This is a genomic window from Cytobacillus sp. FSL M8-0252 (genome assembly GCF_038007345.1).
Lineage (GTDB): Bacteria > Bacillota > Bacilli > Bacillales > Cytobacillaceae > Cytobacillus > Cytobacillus kochii.
The window spans coordinates 2,883,335-2,900,711 of record NZ_JBBOWZ010000001.1; the positions used below are offsets into that span (position 1 = coordinate 2,883,335).

General features: G+C 36.4%; 14 protein-coding genes. All 14 read right to left on the reverse strand.

Going from position 1 to position 17,377, the window contains the following annotated elements:
- Positions 1 to 90: 90 nt before the first annotated feature.
- The 14 genes from MKX83_RS14475 to MKX83_RS14540 all read right to left on the reverse strand — a co-directional run bounded on the left by MKX83_RS14475 (position 91) and on the right by MKX83_RS14540 (position 17,334).
- Complete coding sequence (locus MKX83_RS14475) at positions 91 to 1,806, reverse strand: SulP family inorganic anion transporter (protein WP_341055989.1); 1,716 nt, start codon at positions 1,804 to 1,806, stop codon at positions 91 to 93.
- Positions 1,807 to 1,899: 93 nt separating this feature from the next.
- Positions 1,900 to 3,780: an alkyl/aryl-sulfatase gene (locus tag MKX83_RS14480; RefSeq protein ID WP_341055991.1), complete on the reverse strand. Its 1,881-nt coding sequence runs from the start codon at positions 3,778 to 3,780 to the stop codon at positions 1,900 to 1,902.
- A 48-nt stretch (positions 3,781 to 3,828) separates the two neighbouring features.
- Positions 3,829 to 5,418, reverse strand: coding sequence for a class I adenylate-forming enzyme family protein (locus MKX83_RS14485; protein ID WP_307313265.1), 1,590 nt, complete (start codon positions 5,416 to 5,418; stop codon positions 3,829 to 3,831).
- 27 nt (positions 5,419 to 5,445) lie between these two features.
- Entirely contained in the window at positions 5,446 to 6,615 is a 1,170-nt protein-coding gene (locus tag MKX83_RS14490; RefSeq protein ID WP_341056007.1) for an acyl-CoA dehydrogenase family protein, read from the reverse strand.
- A 78-nt stretch (positions 6,616 to 6,693) separates the two neighbouring features.
- A complete protein-coding gene (locus tag MKX83_RS14495; RefSeq protein WP_341056009.1) occupies positions 6,694 to 8,199 on the reverse strand; it encodes a tripartite tricarboxylate transporter permease in 1,506 nt (501 codons plus the stop codon).
- A gap of 28 nt (positions 8,200 to 8,227) precedes the next feature.
- Positions 8,228 to 8,680 (reverse strand): tripartite tricarboxylate transporter TctB family protein, encoded by a 453-nt coding sequence (locus MKX83_RS14500; protein ID WP_307313261.1) that lies wholly within the window; start codon positions 8,678 to 8,680, stop codon positions 8,228 to 8,230.
- A gap of 34 nt (positions 8,681 to 8,714) precedes the next feature.
- On the reverse strand, positions 8,715 to 9,746 hold the full coding sequence (locus tag MKX83_RS14505; RefSeq protein ID WP_341056012.1) for a tripartite tricarboxylate transporter substrate binding protein: 1,032 nt from the start codon (positions 9,744 to 9,746) through the stop codon (positions 8,715 to 8,717).
- A gap of 38 nt (positions 9,747 to 9,784) precedes the next feature.
- A complete protein-coding gene (locus tag MKX83_RS14510; RefSeq protein ID WP_180316956.1) occupies positions 9,785 to 10,591 on the reverse strand; it encodes a GntR family transcriptional regulator in 807 nt (268 codons plus the stop codon).
- Between the two features lie 677 nt (positions 10,592 to 11,268).
- Positions 11,269 to 11,487 carry a YozE family protein gene (locus MKX83_RS14515; protein WP_095372886.1) on the reverse strand — a complete coding sequence of 73 codons (219 nt, stop codon included), beginning with the start codon at positions 11,485 to 11,487 and terminating at the stop codon, positions 11,269 to 11,271.
- Positions 11,488 to 11,555: 68 nt separating this feature from the next.
- A complete protein-coding gene (locus MKX83_RS14520) occupies positions 11,556 to 11,846 on the reverse strand; it encodes a YokU family protein (RefSeq protein WP_095372885.1) in 291 nt (96 codons plus the stop codon).
- Between the two features lie 10 nt (positions 11,847 to 11,856).
- Complete coding sequence (gene ablA / locus MKX83_RS14525; protein WP_341056015.1) at positions 11,857 to 13,272, reverse strand: lysine 2,3-aminomutase; 1,416 nt, start codon at positions 13,270 to 13,272, stop codon at positions 11,857 to 11,859.
- A gap of 218 nt (positions 13,273 to 13,490) precedes the next feature.
- Positions 13,491 to 14,906: a sigma-54 interaction domain-containing protein gene (locus MKX83_RS14530; RefSeq protein WP_307313254.1), complete on the reverse strand. Its 1,416-nt coding sequence runs from the start codon at positions 14,904 to 14,906 to the stop codon at positions 13,491 to 13,493.
- Between the two features lie 75 nt (positions 14,907 to 14,981).
- Positions 14,982 to 15,842: a putative beta-lysine N-acetyltransferase gene (ablB, locus tag MKX83_RS14535; protein ID WP_341051466.1), complete on the reverse strand. Its 861-nt coding sequence runs from the start codon at positions 15,840 to 15,842 to the stop codon at positions 14,982 to 14,984.
- Positions 15,843 to 15,912: 70 nt separating this feature from the next.
- On the reverse strand, positions 15,913 to 17,334 hold the full coding sequence (locus tag MKX83_RS14540) for an aldehyde dehydrogenase family protein (RefSeq protein ID WP_307313249.1): 1,422 nt from the start codon (positions 17,332 to 17,334) through the stop codon (positions 15,913 to 15,915).
- Positions 17,335 to 17,377: the final 43 nt, after the last annotated feature.

Sequence of the window (17,377 nt, forward strand, 5' to 3'; positions counted from 1 at the left end):
CTCATCGTCTAGGGAAACAAAAGAAGATTATACTGTTTTGATTAAAGCCTTCATAACTATTTACTCTCTTCACAAGTGATGAACAGTCTTTCACCTCATATATAGAAAAGAATCACCACTTTCCCGTTGAGCATAAAACTTTATTTGTTTATCTTCAAGTAATTGTAATATAGAGATATAGCTAAGCTCTTTTGCAAACTTCTTTGTCCATCCTGCTTTTGCTGCCGTATCTCTGATGGGTCCTTTCATACCGACAAAGTATATAGAAATCCCCTTTTCATGTTTTAATTGTTCTATCATTTCTTCTAAGGATTTAAAAGAGTGTGCATCTATATCATTTACTCCTGAAAAATCAACAATGACTAATTTAGCATTAGGTTTTATCAATATAAGCTCATTTAATTTATGCTCTAAATATGAAATATTTGAAAAATGTATAGAAGAGTCTATTCGTGCAATAATCAAATCATCTCGCGTTTTTGCATTTGGAAATCGTTTTATATCTCGAAATACTTTCTCCTTTTCTAAATATCCCATTTCTATGACCCTAGGTCTAGATATCTTAATTAATAAAAGGCTGAAATTAAAAACAACCCCAATAACTATTCCCCATTGAATGCCAATAACTAATGTCGCAGTAAAAGTAACTAACCAGCTCCAACCATCAATTGCCTTTATATTAAACCATTTCCTTATTTGCTTGAAATCTATTAGTTTATAGACCGCTACGATGATAACTGCAGCTAATACTGCATTAGGCAGATAATAAAAATAAGTAGTAAAAAATTGGAGGGCAATTATAACAAGTACGCTTGTAAATATGGATACCATTTGTGTAACTCCACCACTTTGATAGTTTACTGCACTCCTTGAAAAACTACCATTAATTGGTAATATTTGAAAAAAGGACCCTGAAAAATTGGCAAATCCTAAAGCGGTTAGCTCTCGATTAGGATTTATTTTATAACCTTCTTTTTCTGCAATTGTTTTTCCTATAGAAAGTGACTCCATAAACCCTAATAGCGCAATGGTAAGTGCAGGAAGGATTAATTGCCTAACTGCATCTAGCGTAATTGTTGGAAAAACCGGAATAGGCAAGCCACTTGGTACCCCTCTGACAATTTGAACACCTCGTTCATGTAAATCAAAGGCATAGACACTTATAATGGAAAAAACAATCAATAGTAACGCACCCGGAATTCTAGCATTTATTTTTTTTAGTACAAGTAAAAATACTATGCTGCATCCCCCAATCAAAAGTGTTAAAAAATGTATCTTCGGAATCCCATTGACTAAATCTATAAATATTAAGTGTATTTGTAGGTAAGTTCCTAATGTTATTCCCAATAAATGCTTTAATTGACTTAATCCAATAATAATGGCAGCGGCAGAGGTGTAGCCTCCCAAAACCGACGGAGAAATATAGTTAACAATCCTCCCCATTTTCAACACAGCTAAGAGAAGCTGAAAAACCCCAACCATCAAAGCTAAAAAGATTACAAGAGTGATATATTCATAGGTGCCCGGTTTTTCAAGTAAAGATACGCCTGAAAAAACCAGTAATGAGGTTATCGCAGTTGGTCCAACGGATAAATGCCTAGAAGAAGCAAATATTGCATATATGATTAATGGTAAGGTTGATGCATATAGACCCATTATTAATGGGAGGCCCGCTAACATCGCATAGGCCATTCCTTGGGGGACAAGCATGACAAAAAGAGTCATTGCTGAAATGAAATCTTTTTTTAGTGTTTGTAATTTGTATGATCTAATCGAAATGAAAGGATTATATTTTTTATCTAACATATCAACCTATCCTTTTTGCTTTCTATAAATGAGATTAGAGAGATTACCTTGGTACTGCCTAAGATAAGAAATAGGGCATTTCTGCCCTATCCATTAAGGAGTTACAATATTTATAAACTGATCAAAATGATCGAGTAGGTTTAAAAATTCATCCAATTTTGTTTGGTCTCCAAATAATTCTAGTTTGTTTGAAGTAACGGCTTCCCTTGGGTCAAGGATTCCACTTACTATCGCATAAAATGTTGCCTTATTACTAATGAAGGAAAGATCTGGATTATCATCTAGTTTATTTCTCTTATTTAATACACAATTTTCGAGATAAATGGTGTATTTCTCCTCTACATCTGATAGAGAAACATTCATGATTATTTTTTTATCTGCTGCTTTCGGACCATTTAATCTTACAGAAAGTAATTTAAAGAATTCATCAAACGGCATTTTAAGCATCATGCCCGAATGACCTTTTGCTATTGCTCCCTTCTTCCTAGTCCCATTTCTTAGTTCTGACGCACCGATAAGATAAGCGTTACGCCAATTAGCTGATTCGGCCTGATATCCTAATTGTTCAAAGGTGTCTGCTAATAACTCTTTTGCTTCCTTATTATCCGGTTCTGCCATCACTACATGTTTTAATACTTGAGCAACCCAACGATATTGCCCGTTTTCAAAATCAGCTTTCGCTTGTTTGACCACATGAGCAGAGCCACCCATGTAACTGACATATTTTTGACCTGATTCAACTTGCGGAAGTGGCTCCAAATCAGAAGGATGGCCACTATAATATCCTAGATAGAAATTATAAATCCCTTTAGAATTATGCTTTAAAGTACCATAGTATCCTCGATTACCCCAATATTGGTCCAACGTCTCAGGAAGCTTGAGCTCTTCTGCTATTTCTTCCATTGTATACCCGTGATTGGCTAGGCGAATGGTTTGATCATGGATATATTTGTAAAGGTCACGTTGTAACACTAAATGTTCAAAAGCTTGCTCTTTTCCCCATACTGGCCAGGCATGCGCCATGACTAATGCATCAATCTCTTTACTCATAGTAAGATCAATGGTTTTATCGATTGCCTTCACCCATTCTAGCGTATCGCGAGTTTTTGCCCCTCTAATCGTATAAATTTGATGCATTGTTTTATTAACATTTTCTGATACAAATAATACTTTGTAATCCTGAATATAAAAGTGCATTTCTGCTGGTGCTTCAGTATTTGGTGTTAACAGGAATTCGAAATTAATACCATCTATTGTTAATTGCTCAATCTCTTCTTTTATTTCTCTATTAGGCATTTCAAAACCATTACCTGAGTGGAAAACAGTTCCGATGCCTGCGGATAAAAACCCTTTTTCTCCCACTGGTAACCCTATACCAAACTGATAGGATGCACGCCTAGACATTATTGGACCTAATAGGACATTTTCACTGAACATCTCTTGTGTAAAATGTTCAGGGACAATAATTGGAATTGTGGATGTCTCAGCATATTGAAGAATTGAATGTGTACCCCCAAAATGATCAGCATGGCTTTGGCTGATGATAATTGCAGTAACTGGCCTTTTAGGTCGATAACTAAAATATAATTCAATGGCCGCATCTGCAGCAGAATTACTAGATGAAGTATCAATGACAATGACTCCGCTTTTCCCTTCAACAAAAATCACGGTAGCTAACGAAAGTCCGCGAACTTGATACACACCTTCTACGACTTTATAAAGACCTGATTTTGCCTGTAATTGTACATTTCTCCACAAGCTTGGATTTACAGTTTCAGGAGATGGCTGATTTTGGATATTTAAATTTTTTATCCTATTTTCATACGGAGCAATTAGACCCCTATCTGCATCTTCATAATCTTGCTTGTTTTCAAAATTTAGAGATTCAAAAAAATCCTTGTTAGCTTTTTTTGTCACAGTAGTAGCATTCTTTGGGAGCTTGGATAAATGACTTGTCGGAACAGTACCTGACATTTAATATACCTCCTAGATTAAGAGATGAGATATGATTTCTCATACTTTTTAATTTATTTGTCTTTCTTTATCTTTCCAGAAGTCCTTTTTCAATTCTTTTTTATCAATTTTTCCTATTTGAGTTAATGGTAAATTTTCTTTAAAATAGACTTTTTTAGGTACCATATAACTAGATGTCCGCGCTTTACAGAACTCAATAATTTCTTCATCGGAACACTTCAGCCCATCACGTAAAACAACAAAAACTGTTACTAGTTCGCCCCAATCTGGGTCCGGTACGCCAATACATGCACTCATAACAACTGCAGGATGTTGATTAACAACTTTTTCAACTTCAACAGAATAGACGTTCATTCCACCTGAGATGATCATATCTTTCTTTCTATCAACGATATACAAAAAACCTTCTTCATCGAATTGTCCAATATCTCCTGTATGAAACCAGCCATCTTTGATTGCTTCTAATGTTAAATCGGGCCTTTTATAATAGCCTTCCATTAAGTACGGTGATTTTAAAATCACTTCTCCCTTTTCGTATGCTTTAACATCTTGACCTTCCTCGTCTATTATTCGAATCTCGGTCATTAAACAAGGTTTTCCACAACTCTGGAGAAACTTAGCACCTGTCTCTAATGCCCGTACGTGATCGAATTTGTGCATTCTTGTGATAAGAACGTTCGCTTCAGTTGCTCCATATTGCTGCACAAATACCGGTCCAAACAGCTCCATCGCTTCTTTTAATCTTTCGGAAGAAATTGGCGAAGAACCGTAGTGAATGCTTCGTAAAGAACTAACATCAAATTTCACCTTTTTCACTTTGTCGATGATTCTGTAAATGATAGTTGGCACCGTGAATGTAACTGTAATCTTTTTTTCTTGCACCGTCTTTAAAAATGTATCGGGCTTAAAAGTATCAATATAAATATGCGCTCCACCAGCTAACGCCCGTAGCATTAAACTTCCCGCTGAATGCTGAAGCGGGGTTGTTAATAACACTTTATCGCGATCATCCATTGGAAACTCTATGAAGCTCGCAATAAGTGCAGCAGCTTTTCCTCCTTGAGAGTGCATAACACCTTTTGGCCTGCCTGTTGTCCCCCCGGTATAGGAAATCATAGAGATATCCTCAGGTAACATGTCTGGGAATGACGACACATTTTCGACCTTTTGAATCTCTTGTCTGCTTACCGTAGTAAATTCTTCAGGGTACTTTAGATTAAAACCCGCCAATCCCAGTACTTTTACGGATTGATGTTGCTCTTTTTTATCATTTACATATTTCAATACTGTTTTCATATGCATTTCCGTTGCCATAATGACAAAATCCGTATCAGAATCATTTAAAATAAAGTCAACTTCACGAACGCCTAACTTAACACCCATTGGAATTGAAGTTGCACCGCAGCGAGCAACAGCTTGGCTAAATAGAACGAATTCTATACTATTTGGAATGAGATAAGCAACGTGCGACCCTTTTTTTACACCTAAATGAACTAAAAAACTGGCAATTTTGTCTATTTCTTTCCGTAATTCACGGTAGGTTAAGGTTTCATTTGTTGACATGAATGTTACTGCAGGATGCTCTTCAAATCGTTTTAATGCTTTATTCATATAACCTTGAATAGTCTCTATACTCATCAGAATCACCTATCCTTTATTTTATTTTTACTTTGTCTGTAACAATTCTTTCGCAATTGTATTTCTCTGAATTTCAGAAGTACCAGTTAAAATTCTAAACATTCTTACCGTACGATACATTTGTTCAATTGGATGGCCCTTCAAAAGCCCCTGGCCGCCGAAGATTTGCACGGCTTTGTCCAACACACGTCCAGCCACTTCAGATGTAAACAGTTTTACCATTGAGGCAGTTGCTCGATTATCTTCCCCACTCTCGATTCTGTCGATAGCATCGTACACCATACACCTTGCAGCATAAATCTCTGTCGCCATATCCGCTAGCATATGTTGAATAGCTTGAAACTCACCGATTGACTGTCCGAACTGCTTTCGTTCATTTGCTCTTTCAATCGATAAATCTAATGCTCTTTGAGCCACCCCAATATATGTAACCCCCCAAATGGCTCGATTTTGACTGATCCTTTTTATTCCAAGTAAAAATCCTTTCCCTGATGCTCCAAGAATATTTTCAGAAGGTACTCGACAATTATTAAAAATCAGTTCCCCTGTTCCACGTTCTCCTGAAATGGGAATTTGTGTCTCACCTAATTCATAACCCGGTTTTTCATTTGTTTTTTTATCAACTAAAAAGGCCGTTATGCCAGCAAATTTTTCTTCAACGACTTCTTTGCAGATTACAATAGCAAAATCTGAATATGGTGCTGCACTAATAAAGTGCTTGATACCATTTAAAATGTATCCATCTCCATCTTTTACGGCAGTCGTTTGGATTGCTCTTGCATCTGAACCTGCTCCTGGCTCGGTTAGAGCGAAACAGCAACTCGTTTCCCCTCTAATTAATGGATTAACATACTTCTCAATCTGTTCTTTTGTGAATGATTCAAGCATCTGCCCGATTCTAAGGACACCGCCTTTTTCGCCTAAAACAAATCCCCATAGAGCAGACCCTGACCGAGCTAGTTCTTCTTTTAGCAAACATAACTCTTTTAAACTTACATTTTGACCACCATATTCGTGTGGTAGAGTAATCCCATAAAAACCTAATTCAATGGCTCTATTTCTCACCCATTGAATAGCTTCGTTCGGAATGACCTCTTCCGTCTTAATATTCATTGCTTTTTCATATGGTAGTAGCTCATTATAAATAAAGTCACGCATTTTAGTAAGTAATTCTTGTGATTCACTCGTTATCACCATATATACTCCCTCCTGATTATGTGTAGACATCTATATACATCTTATATAAAACCAAACGATGACGATTCCTTATCCTATTTACATGTTTTTAGTGGAAGAATCTTTTTCTGTTTTATTTTTCCTTATATGTGGAAGTACTAGAACGATAGCTGTTGCTATTAGGAAAAATAGTGAGATCGGGCTTTTAAAGAATACGGTTAAATCACCTGTGGCAGTCAAGATTGCTTTCCTAAGATTATCCTCAAGCATTGGTCCTAATATAAATGCAAAAAAGAACGGTGCTAACGGGAAATTCGTTTTTCTAAAAAAATAACCTAGCAGTCCAAAAATGATCATAAGCCAGATATCAAAAAAACTATAATTAATCATATAAACACCAATAAAACAAAATGCAGCAATAAATGGAACTAGGAACAGTTCAATTTTTTGGATTAAAAAGGCAAAGGCAGGCACAAAAGCAACGTTTAATATTAACAGCAATACATTTGCAATGAAAAAGCCTGCAAATGATGCCCACACGATGGTTGAAGAATTTTCAAATAAAAGCGGCCCAGGCTGTAAGCCAACCATAAGGAGTCCCCCCATCAATATGGCTGCAGAAGCGGAACCAGGGATACCTAAAGCAAATGTAGGAATAAGTGCACCACCTACTGACGCATTATTGGAAGCTTCTGGACCACTCAATCCAGCAGGGGCACCTTTTCCAAATTCCTCAGGTTCCTTCGACAACTTTTTCTCGACAGTATAAGACAAAAACGTGGATAGAAGACCACCGGGTCCTGGCAAAACCCCTACGATAAATCCGATAATTGATCCTCTTATCATCGAACCCGTGTTACTAACAACCTCACTTACTTTTGGAAATAAAGAGGAGAATTTTATATCTGTCTTCATCCCTCTTGTAGTTACTTTCTCTTCAAACCTAAACAGTACTTCTGAAATACCAAAAAGCCCAATACCGATGACAGCGATATTCATTCCATCCCATAATTCCACAAAGCCAAAAGTTAAACGTTCCTCACCTGTAACCATATCTGTTCCGATAGTTGATAGTAACAGACCTAACAATGTAGCGATAATTGGTTTTAATGGATTTTTCTGCGTTAACCCACAAGCTACAATCAACGTAAATAAGATGAGTGAGAAATATTCCGTGGGTCCAAACATGAGTGCATATCTAGCAAGGATGGTGGTTAAAAATACCATACCTGCAAACCCAAAAACGCCCCCAACAAATGAAGCAATCGCACTTAATGTTAAGGCATACCCGGCTTTTCCTTTTCTCGCCAATGGGTAACCATCGAATGTTGTCACAATGGCGCCACCATCTCCAGGTACGTTGATTAAAATTGAACTAATCCGTCCCCCATACATCGATCCTAAATAAATACTCATAAATAAAATTAAAGAACTTAACTGGTCCATCTTAAACGTTAAAGGTAACAGAAGGGCCATGCCGGTAATAGGACCCAAGCCAGGTAATGCACCGATGATTGTGCCTAAAGTTACACCAATTACACACCAGAGCATTGCTTCTGGACTTGAAAGCATCGTTGTAAATCCAGTTAATAATTCCGATAACAAAATCTCACCCCCAGAAATGAATTATTTTTCATCCAAAAATACCCAATGGTAGCGGACTATCTAACCACAATTCAAAAATCAAATACATCAAAATCAAAACAACAATGGTAAAGGTAAACGCTTTAAACCAAGGTATTTTCTGCACAAATGCTAAAATGGTGAACATAAACACCCCTATACTTGCTAGCATGCCAATGAAGTGTGATAATCCAATCGTCACTGCAAGAAAGAGGATAATGAAAACTTGTTGAAATCGGATTTTTTTATCGACTTCTTCTTCTGACTCTTTTTTCTTTAATCTCATTATCTGCATAAGGTGGAAGCAAAGAAGCAGGAATAATAATATGGAAATGATTCGTGGAAAAAAGCCTGCTCCAACCGCACCCAGATTAGTCGAATATACTTGTAAACCAAACGACATGATGAGAAAAACAATACTAATAAACAGTAAAAACAATCCAAAATAGCGCTCAACGAACATACGAAACCTCCTTTCGAGAAATGAAATTTAATAATTACAAGAAAATTATTTTTTCTAAATCTTCCAAATATTTTTTAAACTCTATTCCTTCTTCTTCAATTAATTTTGTATATTCTTCCGTATTTAGATAATAAGGAGACAAACCACGGTTCTTTAAAAATTTTTTCCAGGTATCTGTTTCTGTCATTTCCTCTAGGTTTTCTGCCCAATAATTAACAACCTCAGCTGAAACGTCCCCACCTGTCCAAATTCCTGTATATCGATGGAAAGCAACTTCCACTCCCGATTCCTTTAAAGTCGGGACATCTGGTAAATCTTTAGAACGTTCTTCTGAAAGGACAGCTAACACTCGCACTTCACCTGTTTTGATATAGTCATTAATTAATGGAAGTACACCTAAGGTTGTATCAATTTGGCCACCGAGTACAGCCGTCAAGCCTTCAGAAGCCCCTTCCATTGGAACGAAGTTTAATTTATCAATACCTGCACCTTGTTTGATTAGATCCCATTTAAAGGCTTCACCCCCATCAATTGGACCGAGTGTACCAATAGTTACATCTTTCTCCGATTTTAATGAACTTAACAACTCCTCTATCGTTTCATATGGGGAGTCTTTATGGACATAGATAAATAGTTCACTAGTAGCCAGGGAAGCAATAGGTTGGAAATCAGAAAACTTTAAACTAAGTCTTGGGTCCCAACCTGGACCATATTCAGGAATCACTATTAACTTGTAAGGATCACTATTTTGCCTCGCTAATTCTTCACTTGCAATACGACCTCCAGCACCTGTTTTATTAGTGACGACAAAAGATTGTTTTATTATCTCTGCATCATTTAAAATTTGTGCCGTTGTACGCATAATTAGGTCTTGACCACCACCAGGAGCAAAACCAACAAGTGCATCAATAGATTTATTAGGATAATTCTCTGGTAAGCCTTCATTTTCTTCTTTTGCTTTTTCAGACGAAGATGCAACATCTGATGAATTACACGCGGATAAAACTAGCATTACTAATGTAACTAGCAAAACAACAACGAATGAACGCGCTTTCATTTTTTTCATATTAAAATATTCCCCCCTAATTTTAAATTTATTTTTTATCAGTAAATTGATAACATCTCTAAAGTCGGCTTATCATTATTATCTTTACTGTTACTTCTAATAGTGAATTGATAACAGTCTGTATTTAGATACATGAGCCCTGCTACAAGAGGAGAAGCATCTTTATAGTAAAATACTCGGCTTAATGTCATTAGAGGCTGGTTATTAGGGACGTTTAGCCTATTTGCTATTTCCTTCGAAACAGGACGTACCCCTATTGAACATCTTATTTCCTCAAGACCCAGCAGAGAATTATCTTGGCTTGTTTTTAACAATGTACTTAATGGTTGGTGCTCCACTTCATCGATCATCTTTTCTGTAAAAACTAATTCAGGGGATAAATAGGTAATGTTAAAAGCGATCGGCATATCTTTCAAATAAAATATTCGGTATATTGTACGTATTTTAGTATCCATCGAGCATTCTAGTGCTTCGGCAATATTTTTTGGTATCTCTTCTTCGCCGTATTTGACTAACTTTATTTTCACGTTTAGACCTTGACCTGTTAAAGTTTCATAAAATCCTCTAAAGTTTTGCACGTCTAATACATCGTTCATAATGTCCGTTTGAATGATTGGAAATTTAACATACATACCTTTTCCTTGTTGAATGATAATTAGGTCTTCTTCCAATAAAAGTTTTATTGATTTTCGAACCGTTAATCTGCTTACCCCATATTCTTCTGTTAATTCATGTTCACTAGGTAATCTCTGTCCTGGCTCAAAGATGTTATTCTCAATCTTCCTTTGAAGGTCTTGAGCAATTTGTTTATATAAAGGTATATAACTTTCACGATTAATAGTCATCATAACTCTCCTCACATATATACATGTATATAGATATTATATATAAACTTAAAAAAATTTTTTTCAGGAAAACTATTGGGATAAGCTCTTTAATAAGTCTCATTTCACCCTTAGTTTAAATTCCCAACTTCTTTTGGTTTAGAAACTTCAAACTCCCCCATACATTTGTACATGTATGTAGACGTTATATAACAAGTTAAAAAAATACTGATATATTCGCCCTTATGATTAAGGTATGGCAAACGGGCGTATAAACACCAAGCTATTCCTACAGCTTTTTCTAAATATATCTCTTTTCTATTACCCCTCCTAACGAAGATTTGGGCGTATGCCTAGCTTATTAACTAACATTTTATTAAAACTATTTGTAATTGTCAATTTATTCTTAATATTATATTTCCATTATTATAGGCAATTCATTAAATAAACATGTCATTCACTTCATATGAAGATTATGGTCCTTGATCCTATCAAAGATATTATGTTACTAGCTAGGGAGTATAAAACACGGCGGTCATACCCAAGTCAATTATAAATAAAAAGCACCTTTAGGTAGATCTTTTACGTATCTACTCTATAAGGTACTTTTAAATTTACTTCCTACTCTCTTATATAAAACGTAAGTCTACACCATATTAATAGAATCATAGGCGAAGAAATTGAGTAACACTAAGCATTTATCCCTTATGATTATATAGTTCCCACGCTTCATCAAAGACAGTCATCGTTGCTAAATAAGATCCGTTTAACTCAAGGTAAGAACTGATTTCTTGATAGTTCTTAGACATTTTAGGAAAACTATGATCAAGGTAAGCATCGTTTGCAAAAATACTTATTTCATCCTTTGGTTCAGGATGGCGGTAGGTCATTAAAAAATGATAAAAAGATTTTGCCATCGTACCAACTTCCTTTAATCCGTTTTTCTACATCATGAAGGAAAGTTAATAACAAATCAAGCATTAGGTTAATCTAAATGAGAGAAATCAAAATAATTTCTCTTAAGCAATCGTGGTCTAGCCATCAATTCAGCAAAAGAAATCTCCTTATCTATTGTTTTCGTATCAATTAAAAAAAGTTGATCTTCAATTTCTTTAACTTGTTCATCAGGTTGATATTCCATATCACAGTCTTGGCACAAAATAGATGGTGTTTGGGTAATTTCTATTGCTCTCGTGCCATCTGGGAGCTCCCAAAACACACTGGCTTTTGTCTCTTCAATATGCTTACTATCACACCATGTACAATGGCTATGCATTGTTATCACCTCACTCATTAGAAGCTGCCGTTTCCGACTCTGACCTTTTCTTTTGTTCTGCTTGGTATTTCTTTTCTTTTAACTCGTCACGTTTTTCCCTACGATTCTTCAAATTACTATGAGATGGATCATGGTCATAATTATCACGACGATTTAATCTTGATAGTCCTTCTGGGACAAGATTAAATGCTTCATCATTCAATAGGCCCGCAATACCTACTTTTGATTTCATATCTTCCATATCTCCATATACACCTTGGAAATAATCATCAGCTTTACCTGCGACATAGTTTTCAGGCTCTGGATAAGTCGTAATTACTCCCTCAAAGTTTCTTAAGACTACTTTATCAGCACTTTGTGAGATCAAGTAATTCGGCTGAAGAGAAATTTTCCCTCCTCCTCCTGGCGCATCGACCACAAAGGTTGGCACAGCATATCCTGAAGTATGACCTCGCAAGCCTTCAATAATCTCTAACCCTTTTGAAACAGGTGCACGGAAATGGCCAATCCCTTCAGATAAGTCACACTGATAAATATAATACGGCCTTACCCTAATCTTAACTAAGTCATGCATCAGTTTCTTCATAATTGCTACACTATCATTGATTCCTGCCAAAATAACTGATTGATTACCTACTGGCACACCAGCATTTGCTAACATTTCACAAGCCTTTTTCGATTCTTCAGTAATTTCAATCGATGTATTAAAATGGGTATTTAACCAGACTGGATGATACTTTTTCAAAATATTACATAGATTCTCCGTGATTCTTTGCGGGAATACGACAGGTGCTCTTGTACCAATTCTAATAATTTCCACGTGATCAATTTCTCGCAAGCTTTTTAAAATATACTCAAGTATTTTATCGTTGATTAATAGACCATCTCCTCCAGATATGAGGACATCACGAACTTCAGATGTGTTTCTAATATACTCAATTGCATCATCTAATTGTTTCTTCGGCACACCCATGCCAATTTGACCGGAAAACCTTCTCCTTGTACAATAACGGCAATACATAGAACATTGATTAGTTACTAAGAAGAGGACACGATCTGGATAACGATGAGTCAATCCAGCAACAGGCGAATCCTCGTCCTCATGAAGTGGATCTTCCAAATCATATTTGGTTTTATGAATTTCTTCTGAAATGGGTACAGATTGCATGCGAATCGGACAGCGTGGATCATCTTGACTCATAAGTGAGGCATAATAAGGTGTAATATTCAATGGAATGGTTTTCGTTGATATTTTAACCCCTTCTTCTTCTTCAGGCGTTAAATCAATAACCTTTTTTAAATCATCTAACGTTCTTATCGTATTGGTTAGTTGCCATAACCAATCGTTCCATTTTTCCTCAGGTACGTCTTTCCAAAGTTCGATATCCTTCCAATGCCTTTTTGGCTTATACAAAAACTGTTTCACATGATTTCCCCCTTCAAAGTAGTCGTCAATTTTATTATGCAAAAGCCATGCCAACTATTTCATTCTAAGAATAAGATATGCGAACACCTACACAGTGGATACAAATGGAGGGAACAGCTAATAGAAGGGCTCTTAACAAATGGTGGTCATAAAAAAAATGCCGATTATTCGGCACTTTAAGAAGAACATTTATTATGTCAAAGCTTAGTCATCCCCTATCATTCTTTAGCACCTGATATCACTTCAAGCCTTTGTAGTTTATATTGAAGCGTTTGCCTTGGAATTTGTAACAATTTAGCTGCTTTTAATATATTTCCCTCTGTCTGGTTGATGGCTTCCTCTATTAATTGGTTCTCCAATTTGGCTAAAGCGGGACGCAGGGCAAAGTCAGTTTGTTTAGTAGAGTCCTTCTTTTCTTTTACATATTGTTTAAGCATTAGAGGGAGATCTTGAATAGTCAGGGTTGATCCATTACACACATTCATCATATATTCAATCGTATGCTTAAGTTCCCTGACATTTCCTGGCCATTTGTACTTGAAAAAAAACTGCTGTACTTGTGGGTGTAGACCTGTAATATTTTTTAAAAATTGCTCGTTATATTGCTTAATGAAATGTTCAGTTAAGAAAACAATGTCTTTTTTCCTTTCTCTTAAAGGTAATAATTCAAACGTGAGTACATTTAAACGATAGAATAAGTCTGCTCGTATTTTCCCTTCTGCCAGGGCAATTTGAGGGTGAATATTCATTGCCGCAATGACGCGAAAGTTCACATATGTGTTTGTTGTGCTTCCTAGTCTCCTCACTTGACCATCTTCTAACACACGTAATAGCTTCGCTTGTAGCTCTATAGGCATCGCATGAATCTCATCTAAAAATAATGTGCCCCCATCAGCCAACTCGAATAATCCTGGCCGATCCATGGCACCAGTATAGCTTCCTTTCGTTGTCCCGAATAAGACACTTTCTAATAAAGATTCTGGAATAGCAGCACAGTTTTGTGCAATAAAGGGAGCATTTGCCGAGAGTGATGCATCATGTATTCCTTGAACAAATAATTCCTTTCCGCTTCCACTTTCCCCAATTACAAGCATCGGTGACTGTGAACGGGCTAGTTTTTTTGCTTCGTTTTTTACCGCTATCATTTTCTCATCTTTTGTTAATAAGCTATCAAGGGTATATTTGGTTGCATGTGAATGACTTGTTGCTGTTTTTCTTTTGCTTTTTACTTTTGATCTTAAATCAATCAAACTATCATTCAGTTCTTTAATTCGCGAATAATCTTTCGCAATTTCAACCGCACCAGCAACTTTCCCATCAAGCTCGATCGGTAAAGTAGTATTGACGGTCTCAATCTGTTTTCCATATAAGTTCACATAACTTTGCTGTTCATTGATCATTGGTTGCTGAGTTTGCATGACATTAAACAATGTGCTCGTATTTTTGTTTAACGAGGGAAAAACGTCTAAAAGTGGTCTTCCTAACACTTCTTCTATTTTTAAACCATCATGTTTGGCCGCTATCTCATTGTAGTAGATCGTATAGCCATGTTGATCAACAACATGAATCCCTTCGTCTATGCTATTTAAAATTGCTGATAAGACCTCTTTAGAAATACCGTACTCGCTTGTCAATCTCATTCCCCCTCTATTCCATAAATACAGATGAGGTGCCGAAAATTTGTCATACACTGCCAACTTTTGGGCAAATTATTTTAAAATCGTTGTTGATAAATCTTTTACCCAAACATTCATATCCTCGAGTTTATTAAAAATATAACAATTCTTTCCTAACCTTCCACGATAGACGTAGTCTAATTGGTGTAGGGCTGCGTTCATACCAAAAGATAAAGAACGAGCAATCGAATAAGCACAAAAGATTCCATCATTTGCAAGTTCCTTCTCTAATCTCTGTAATAACACTTTCATTAGTCCATGCTTACGATGTTCCACTAAAGTAGCACAATCCGTTAGCTCTGCGTTTTTATACTCATTATTTACTTCTGCTGAAGCAGCGCTTACAATTTCATCTGCATAAACATAACCAAAATAAATCGTACCATCATTCATTGTTTTCTTAATATACTCGGGGTCATGAAGAGGCGTTGGATATACTTCAAATATAGCCCGATAAAGTGTAGCCAACCCTTTGGCATCATTTTCTGTCATTCTTCTTAATTGATAGTCTGCGGGTGGGATATTTATTTGAAACCCCTTTGACAATTTAGAAACATTTTCAACAATCTCATCTTCTTTTATCCAGTCATCACTTCTTCTTCTTTCTGTTTGATAATACTTACAGAAAAAGAATAAATCAGACCCAAGAAAATAGCGATTTATGGTAGCTTCACATAGAAAACCATTCTGTATCAGCGTTTCAAAATCCTCCTTTCTTGCTTTAATTATTACCTTTTCAATCTCATGTTCATCGGAAACTTCAGTTATTTTTTTTATGATTGCGCACATATCACCACGATAATCATCAATCCTTATTCGTTTATTATAGAAATCCTTTACAACGTCCATTACATAATGATTTGTACACAGTTTTTCCTGTATGATTTCAACCATTTTTCGCCCTCCATTATAGAAAAAGCCCGGCTATCGCCGAGCCTTCATATTCTGTCACTCATTTGGTTCGTTACGCTAAGCGAAAGCTTACTAGTTTCATTTCAGTCATTTCTTCCACCGCATATTTTATTCCTTCTCTACCTGTTCCACTTTCCTTCACGCCTCCATATGGCATATGATCTACTCTAAATGTTGGGAAATCATTAATCATCACACCACCAACATGCAGCTTTTTCGCAGCCTGAAACGCTCTTTGCAAGTCATTTGTAAACACACCTGCTTGTAACCCATATTTAGATTGATTCACCCAATCAAGTGCAGTATCAAATGAAGCAAACTCATTAATATGAACGACCGGGGCAAAGGCTTCCTCACAAGAAACTTTATCATCCAACCTTGTATTTAATAATATAGTTGGTTGCAGTACACCCTCTTCTTCTCTTCCTCCATATGCTAACTCAGCACCATTCCTTATCGCTTCATCAATCCATGCTGAAGCCCTCACTGTATCGTCTTCAGATATCAAAGCTGATACATCTGTTCGGTCATCGAGGGGGTTTCCTAAATTAAGCTTTTTGGTTTCAGCAACAAAGGCTTTCACAAAAGAAGCAAAAACATTTTGATGAACGAAGACTCTTTGTACGGAAATACACACTTGACCTTGAAAATTATAAGCTCCAGCAACAATCCGAGGTACGATTCTTTCAATATTTGTATGTTCATCAACAACAACAGCTGAATTGGATCCTAATTCAAGCGTCACCCTTTTTAAACCAGCATTTTCTTTAATTGATTTTCCAACTGCAGGCGAGCCCGTAAAAGTAATCATCGCAATTCGTTCATCACTGGTGAAAACATCGCCAATTATACTCCCGCTCCCTGTAACAACATTGAGCGCACCTGCTGGAAGACCTGCTTCTTGAAACATTTCGGCGATCTTATAGGCTGATAGCGGAGTTTGACTTGCTGGTTTAAGCACAACAGCATTTCCAGCTGCAATTGCAGGACCAACTTTATGAGCAACAAGATTCATAGGGAAATTGAAAGGGGTAATCGCAGCAATAACTCCAAGTGGTTCGCGAACAGTGTAAGCCACCCTTCCCTCTCCTCCTGGAGCCGCATCCATAGGGATTGTTTCACCTTGGATATTCCTTGCTTCTTGAGCGGCAAATCGATAGGTCATAATGGTCCGCTCTACTTCTGCTAATGCCGCTTTTATCGGTTTTGCTGCTTCTTTTGCAATGATCTCAGCACAATTTTGTCTTTGCGCCTTTAATTGTTCAACAACAGATTCTAAAATCTCTGCTCTTTGATAAGCAGGCATTTCTCTCATTTTTTTCGCCGCTTCATTTGCTGCTTCTATCGCCTCTTCTACTTCATTTGATGAAGCTTGAGCGATTTCTGCTATTACCTCTTGGTTATAAGGACTTTTTAGTGCTTTTAACGTTTGCGTATTTTTATGTTTTCCGTTAATCCATAATAATTGCTGCATCTAAATTGCCTCCTACTAATCTTTTAATATTGTTTGTTTATCT

Bases quoted from the DNA above. Each gene is read 5' to 3' on its own strand.
- MKX83_RS14505 (WP_341056012.1), bottom strand. From the start codon at position 9,746: ATGAAAAAAATGAAAGCGCGTTCATTCGTTGTTGTTTTGCTAGTTACA.
- MKX83_RS14485 (WP_307313265.1), bottom strand. From the start codon at position 5,418: ATGAGTATAGAGACTATTCAAGGTTATATGAATAAAGCATTAAAACGA.
- MKX83_RS14540 (WP_307313249.1), bottom strand. From the start codon at position 17,334: ATGCAGCAATTATTATGGATTAACGGAAAACATAAAAATACGCAAACG.
- MKX83_RS14520 (WP_095372885.1), bottom strand. From the start codon at position 11,846: ATGCATAGCCATTGTACATGGTGTGATAGTAAGCATATTGAAGAGACA.
- MKX83_RS14500 (WP_307313261.1), bottom strand. From the start codon at position 8,680: ATGTTCGTTGAGCGCTATTTTGGATTGTTTTTACTGTTTATTAGTATT.
- MKX83_RS14515 (WP_095372886.1), bottom strand. From the start codon at position 11,487: ATGGCAAAATCTTTTTATCATTTTTTAATGACCTACCGCCATCCTGAA.
- MKX83_RS14490 (WP_341056007.1), bottom strand. From the start codon at position 6,615: ATGGTGATAACGAGTGAATCACAAGAATTACTTACTAAAATGCGTGAC.
- ablB (WP_341051466.1), bottom strand. From the start codon at position 15,842: ATGGTTGAAATCATACAGGAAAAACTGTGTACAAATCATTATGTAATG.
- MKX83_RS14480 (WP_341055991.1), bottom strand. From the start codon at position 3,780: ATGTCAGGTACTGTTCCGACAAGTCATTTATCCAAGCTCCCAAAGAAT.
- MKX83_RS14510 (WP_180316956.1), bottom strand. From the start codon at position 10,591: ATGACTATTAATCGTGAAAGTTATATACCTTTATATAAACAAATTGCT.
- MKX83_RS14475 (WP_341055989.1), bottom strand. From the start codon at position 1,806: ATGTTAGATAAAAAATATAATCCTTTCATTTCGATTAGATCATACAAA.